The following is a 4,827-nucleotide window of genomic DNA, read 5'->3' on the forward strand; positions in this document are numbered from 1 at the left end:
GGCAAGCGCGGCCGGACGCCGCTGGGCGAGGGCGAAGGACCGGACGCCGGCGCGCGCGGCAAGACCGCGGCCCGGCCGCAAGGCACGCATGCCGCCGCCGCGGCGCTGGCGGCCCAGCATGCGGCCAGCCTGGCGCCGACGGCCGACGTGCCGGTCAAAGTCGTGGCGCAGGCGCTGGGGGCGCAGTCCAAGGCTGAGCCGGCGCTGCGCAAAACCGAGCACGCGCCGGCCAAGGGCGAGGCCGCGCTTCCGGTGGCCGCCGCGCGCGCCGAAGCGTCTATCGCGACGCCGGCTGCCGCGCCGCCGCCCGGACGGACCGTGTCGAAAGCCGAAGCCGCCGCGCCGATCCCGACGCCGATCCTGACGCCGATCCTGACGCCGACGCCGGCCGCTGCGCGCGAAGGCGGAGAGACGCGCAAGACCGAATCCGCTCCGGCGGCCGCGGCGCTGACGCCTCCGCCGGCCCAACCGTCCGCGCCGGCGACGCCGCCGCCGCGCGAAGCCGCTCCGCAGGCGCGGCCGCGGCAGGACTCGGCCTTGAGCCAGCCGACGCCGTCCGCGCCCAGCGCGCCGGAGCCGGCCCAGCCGGGCCTGACCTACCGCTTTCAGCGCTGGGGCGGCGAACACGCGGTGAACGTGCAAAGCCAGCCCGGCGGCGTGCTCAGCCTGCAGCCGTCTGACAGCCTGGTGCAACAGCGTTTGGGCGAGCAATGGCAGTCCGGCAACCCGCAGCAATGGCAGATGGCCCGCGACGACGGCCGCGAGCAGGGGCGGCAACAGCCGCAGCGCGATGAGGAGGAGGACGCCTGATGCTGGCGCTCAGACAAATCGACGCGCGCGAGCGCGCCTTGCAGCGCGCCGCCGCGGCTTGGCGGCGCCAGGGTTGGGACGCGACGCTGGAAACGCCGCCGCGCGGCGGCTTGTGGCTGTCTGTGGCCGACGCGGACCAGCGTTGGCAGGGCTGGCTGCAAGCGCGCGCCTGGCTGGAGAACGCCGCGCCGGAACTGGCGCGGCTGGCCTTGTCCGCCGGGGTGGAGGCGCAGGCGGCGCAATGGCTGGCGGCGGCGGAACGGCCGCTGACGCCGCCGATGCCGGAGCTGGCCTACCAGCGCTTGAGCCTGGGCGAGGCGGGGCCGGGCGACGCCTTGCCGCGCCAGCCGCTGCTGCGGGTGATGTGCGCCGAGGGGCCGCTGTGGCTGGAGCGCGCGCCGGAGCTCGAGGCGGGAGACGCGCTGGACCCGGCGCCCTTGTTGAGCTGGCCGCTGCGCTTCGTCATCGGCGACAGCCGCATCAGCCTGGGCTTGCTGCGCGGCGTGACGCGCGGCGACGTGCTGCTGATCCGCGAGCCGGCGGCGACGGTGCGCTGCCACGACCGCGCGCTGGGCACTTATCAAACGTATGAGGAAGGAATCGTCATGGAATGGGATGAATCGCAACAGGCGGCGGAGCAGGAAGCGCCGGCGCGCGATATGGGACAGCTGCCGGTGGAGCTGGAGTTCGTGCTGCATCGCGGGCGGGTGACGCTGACGGAGTTGCAGGACTTGTGCCGGGGCCAGTTGCTGAACCTGCCGGCGGACGTGGAGCGGCGGGTGGAAGTGCGCGCCAACGGCGCGCTGCTGGGACGCGGCGAACTGGTGCAGCTGGCCGGCCATCTGGGGGTGGAAGTGACGGAGTGGCTGGGCGGAGCCGCCGATGTCGAATGATATTTCGCTGATCGCGCTGCTGGCCTTCGCCACGCTGCTGCCTTTCCTGATCGCTTCCGGCACTTGCTTCATCAAGTTCTCCATCGTGTTCGTGATGGTGCGCAACGCGCTGGGCCTGCAGCAGGTGCCGTCCAATATGACGCTCAACGGCATCGCGCTGATGCTGTCGATGTTCGTGATGCTGCCGATCGCGCAGCAGGCCTACAGTCACTACCAGGAAGAACAGGTCAGCTTCAACAGCGTGGAATCGGTGAGCAACTTCGTCGAAAACGGCCTGGACGGTTATCGCGGCTATTTGCAGAAGTATTCCGATCCGGAACTGGTGAGTTTCTTTGAAAAAGCCCAGGCGCAGCGCACCGAGCGCGAAACCGGCAACGCGGCCGAGGATGAACAGCCGTCCCTCTTCGCCTTGCTGCCGGCCTATGCGCTCAGCGAGATTAAGAGCGCGTTCAAGATCGGCTTTTATCTCTACCTGCCCTTCGTGGTGGTGGATTTGGTGATCTCCAGCATCTTGCTGGCGCTGGGGATGATGATGATGAGCCCGGTGACGATTTCGGTGCCGATCAAGCTGGTGCTGTTCGTGGCGCTGGACGGCTGGACTTTGTTGTCGAAGGGCTTGGTGTTGCAGTACCTGGATTTGGCGACCTAGCCGGGCGGAGCAAACCGTCCCGCCACGGCATGGCGCTGCGCTCGGTTTTGCTGCCCATGCCGCCCGCCTCAATTTTGGAGTTTTGCTATGAATGATCTGGTGTTCGCCGGCAACAAGGCGCTGTACCTGGTGCTGCTGATGTCGGCCTGGCCCATCATCGTGGCCACCGCCATCGGCCTGCTGGTGGGCCTGTTCCAGACCGTGACCCAGTTGCAGGAGCAGACGCTGCCCTTCGGCATCAAGCTGTTCGGCGTCAGCCTGTGCCTGTTCCTGCTGTCCGGCTGGTATGGCGAAACCCTGCTCGGCTTTGGCCGGGAGGTGATGCGCATGGCGCTGGCCCGAGGCTGAGACGGATGCAGTTCGGCCTGTTCTTCGAGATCCACGGCTGGGTGGCCTCGGCCGCGCTCGGCTTCGCCCGCGTGGCGCCGGTGTTCTTCATCCTGCCCTTCCTGAACAGCAATGTGCTCAGCGGCGTGGTGCGCACCTCGGCCACCATGCTGGTGGCGCTGGGGCTGTGGCCGCATCCGGTGGAGGCGCTGCCGGCCTTTCAGGCGCTGCCCTTTATCGCGCTGATCGCGCGCGAGGCCGCGGTGGGCCTGCTGCTGGGCTGCCTGCTGGCCTGGCCGTTCTGGGTGTTCCACGCGCTGGGCAGCATCATAGACAACCAGCGCGGCGCGACGCTGAGCAGCAGCATAGACCCGGCCAACGGCGTGGACACTTCGGAATTGGCCAACATGTTCAATCTGTTCGCCGCCGCAGTCTATCTGCAAGGCGGCGGCATGAGCCTGATGCTGGACCTGTTCCGTCAGAGCTATCAGCTGTGCGACCCGCTGGGCGTGTGCACGCCGGCCTTGCAGCCGACGCTGAGCCTGCTCAATCAGGTGATCAGCAAGGCGGTGGTGCTGGCCAGCCCGGTGGTGGCGGCCTTGCTGCTGTCCGAGGTGGTGCTGGGCCTGCTGTCGCGCTTCGCGCCGCAGATGAACGCCTTCGCGGTGTCGCTGACGGTGAAGAGCGCGGCGGCCTTGCTGATCATGTTGATGTATTTCGGCCCGGTGTTGCCCGACACGGTGATGCGGTTGGCCTTCCCGCCGACGGCGCTGCCCGGCTGGCTGAGCGCGCCGGTGCGCTGAGATGTCGAACAAGACCGAACAACCCACGCGCAAGCGCTTGCAGGACGCGGCCAAGAAAGGCCAGTCCTTCAAGAGCCGCGACCTGGTGGTGGCCTGCCTGACCCTGTGCGGCGTCGCCTATCTGGTGTCCTTCGGCTCGCTTGTGGAGCTGATGGGCGCTTTCCGCCAGGTGATCGCCGGCGGCTTCCAGCAGGACATGCAGGGCTACGCCCAGGCGGTGGCCTGGCTGGGCATCAAGCTCTTGCTGCCCATCTTTCTGCTGTGCATCGTCGCCTCCGCCTTGCCCTCCCTGCTGCAAAGCGGCTTCGTGCTGGCCAGCGAGGCCTTGAAGCTCAATCTGGAGGCCTTGAACCCGGTCAACGGCTTCAAGAAGCTGTTCAGCCTGCGCACGGTGAAGGAGGCGGTGAAGGCCTTGCTTTACCTGGCCAGTTTCGTGGTGGCGGTGCTGGTGCTGTGGCACAAGCACAAGGCCCTGCTGTTCGCCCAGCTCAACGGCGACCCCATAGGCATGGCGGCGATCTGGCGCGAACTGCTGCTGGCGCTGGTGCTGACCTGCCTGGGCTGCATCGTCGCGGTGCTGGTGCTGGACGCCATCGCCGAGTACTTCCTGTTCATGAAAGATATGAAGATGGACAAGCAGGAGGTCAAACGCGAGATGAAGGAGCAGGAGGGCAATCCGGAGATCAAGTCTCGCCGCCGCGAGGCGCATATGGAGATCCTGTCCGAGCAGGTGAAGTCCGACATCGAAAACTCGCGCCTGATCGTGGCCAACCCCACCCATATCGCCGTCGGCATCTATTTCAAGCCCGAGCTGCTGCCCATCCCCTTCATCTCGGTGATGGAGACCAATCAGCGCGCGCTGGCGGTGCGGGCCTATGCGGAAAAAGTGGGCGTGCCGGTGGTGCGGGACATCCCGCTGGCGCGGCGCATTTTCGCCAGCCACCGCCGTTATTCCCTGGTCAGCCTGGACGAGGTGGAGGAAGTGCTGCGCTTGCTGATGTGGCTGGAGCAGGTGGAAAACGCCGGAGCGCAGGCGTCGGAGCCGGAGCCATCGAGGCTACCGGCGGAGCAACAGGGGAAGGACGCGAACGCCGCCGGGCCTGCCTCTGTGGATAAACAAAACGACCAGGAAGGCTGAGCGCATAGACGCGCCGCTAAGAGCCTGTTCACGATCTTTTCGAGAGGGATCATGACCCAAGGCATTGAATCCGCTGCGCGGATGATGATTTTGATTGCCGGGGCTGCCCGGCGGGCAGGAAGGGGAATTTGCTCGGCCAAATTCCCTATCACTGAGCGAATCGAAGATTCGCACGTAGACACCCCCAAGGCCGCCCTGCAAGCCTGG

Annotated in this window: 6 protein-coding genes; all 6 read left to right on the forward strand. The window is 67.2% G+C overall.

The window, feature by feature from the left end; translation table 11 throughout:
• Positions 1-810: type III secretion system needle length determinant, SpaN/EivJ family (locus DB032_RS07610; RefSeq protein WP_304529377.1), on the forward strand; the 810-nt coding region annotated here is incomplete at its 5' end.
• Positions 810-1,703 carry a YscQ/HrcQ family type III secretion apparatus protein gene (locus tag DB032_RS07615; protein ID WP_107798945.1) on the forward strand — a complete coding sequence of 298 codons (894 nt, stop codon included), beginning with the start codon at positions 810-812 and terminating at the stop codon, positions 1,701-1,703. The genes DB032_RS07610 and DB032_RS07615, both read left to right, overlap by 1 nt.
• On the forward strand, positions 1,693-2,352 hold the full coding sequence (locus DB032_RS07620; protein WP_107798946.1) for an EscR/YscR/HrcR family type III secretion system export apparatus protein: 660 nt from the start codon (positions 1,693-1,695) through the stop codon (positions 2,350-2,352). Before DB032_RS07615 ends, DB032_RS07620 begins: the two co-directional genes overlap by 11 nt.
• Before the next feature lie 87 nt (positions 2,353-2,439).
• The gene (locus DB032_RS07625) at positions 2,440-2,700 is read left to right on the forward strand and encodes an EscS/YscS/HrcS family type III secretion system export apparatus protein (protein WP_019104573.1); all 261 of its coding nucleotides are present in this window, start codon (positions 2,440-2,442) and stop codon (positions 2,698-2,700) included.
• A gap of 5 nt (positions 2,701-2,705) precedes the next feature.
• Positions 2,706-3,482, forward strand: coding sequence for a type III secretion system export apparatus subunit SctT (gene sctT, locus DB032_RS07630; RefSeq protein ID WP_107798947.1), 777 nt, complete (start codon positions 2,706-2,708; stop codon positions 3,480-3,482).
• A 1-nt stretch (position 3,483) separates the two neighbouring features.
• Positions 3,484-4,620 (forward strand): EscU/YscU/HrcU family type III secretion system export apparatus switch protein, encoded by a 1,137-nt coding sequence (locus DB032_RS07635; protein ID WP_107798948.1) that lies wholly within the window; start codon positions 3,484-3,486, stop codon positions 4,618-4,620.
• Positions 4,621-4,827: the final 207 nt, after the last annotated feature.

Origin of the sequence: Chromobacterium sp. Panama (assembly GCF_003052555.1) — a bacterium.
Lineage (GTDB): Bacteria > Pseudomonadota > Gammaproteobacteria > Burkholderiales > Chromobacteriaceae > Chromobacterium.

Bases quoted from the DNA above. Each gene is read 5' to 3' on its own strand.
- DB032_RS07615 (WP_107798945.1), top strand. From the start codon at position 810: ATGCTGGCGCTCAGACAAATCGACGCGCGCGAGCGCGCCTTGCAGCGC.
- DB032_RS07635 (WP_107798948.1), top strand. From the start codon at position 3,484: ATGTCGAACAAGACCGAACAACCCACGCGCAAGCGCTTGCAGGACGCG.
- sctT (WP_107798947.1), top strand. From the start codon at position 2,706: ATGCAGTTCGGCCTGTTCTTCGAGATCCACGGCTGGGTGGCCTCGGCC.
- DB032_RS07625 (WP_019104573.1), top strand. From the start codon at position 2,440: ATGAATGATCTGGTGTTCGCCGGCAACAAGGCGCTGTACCTGGTGCTG.
- DB032_RS07620 (WP_107798946.1), top strand. From the start codon at position 1,693: ATGTCGAATGATATTTCGCTGATCGCGCTGCTGGCCTTCGCCACGCTG.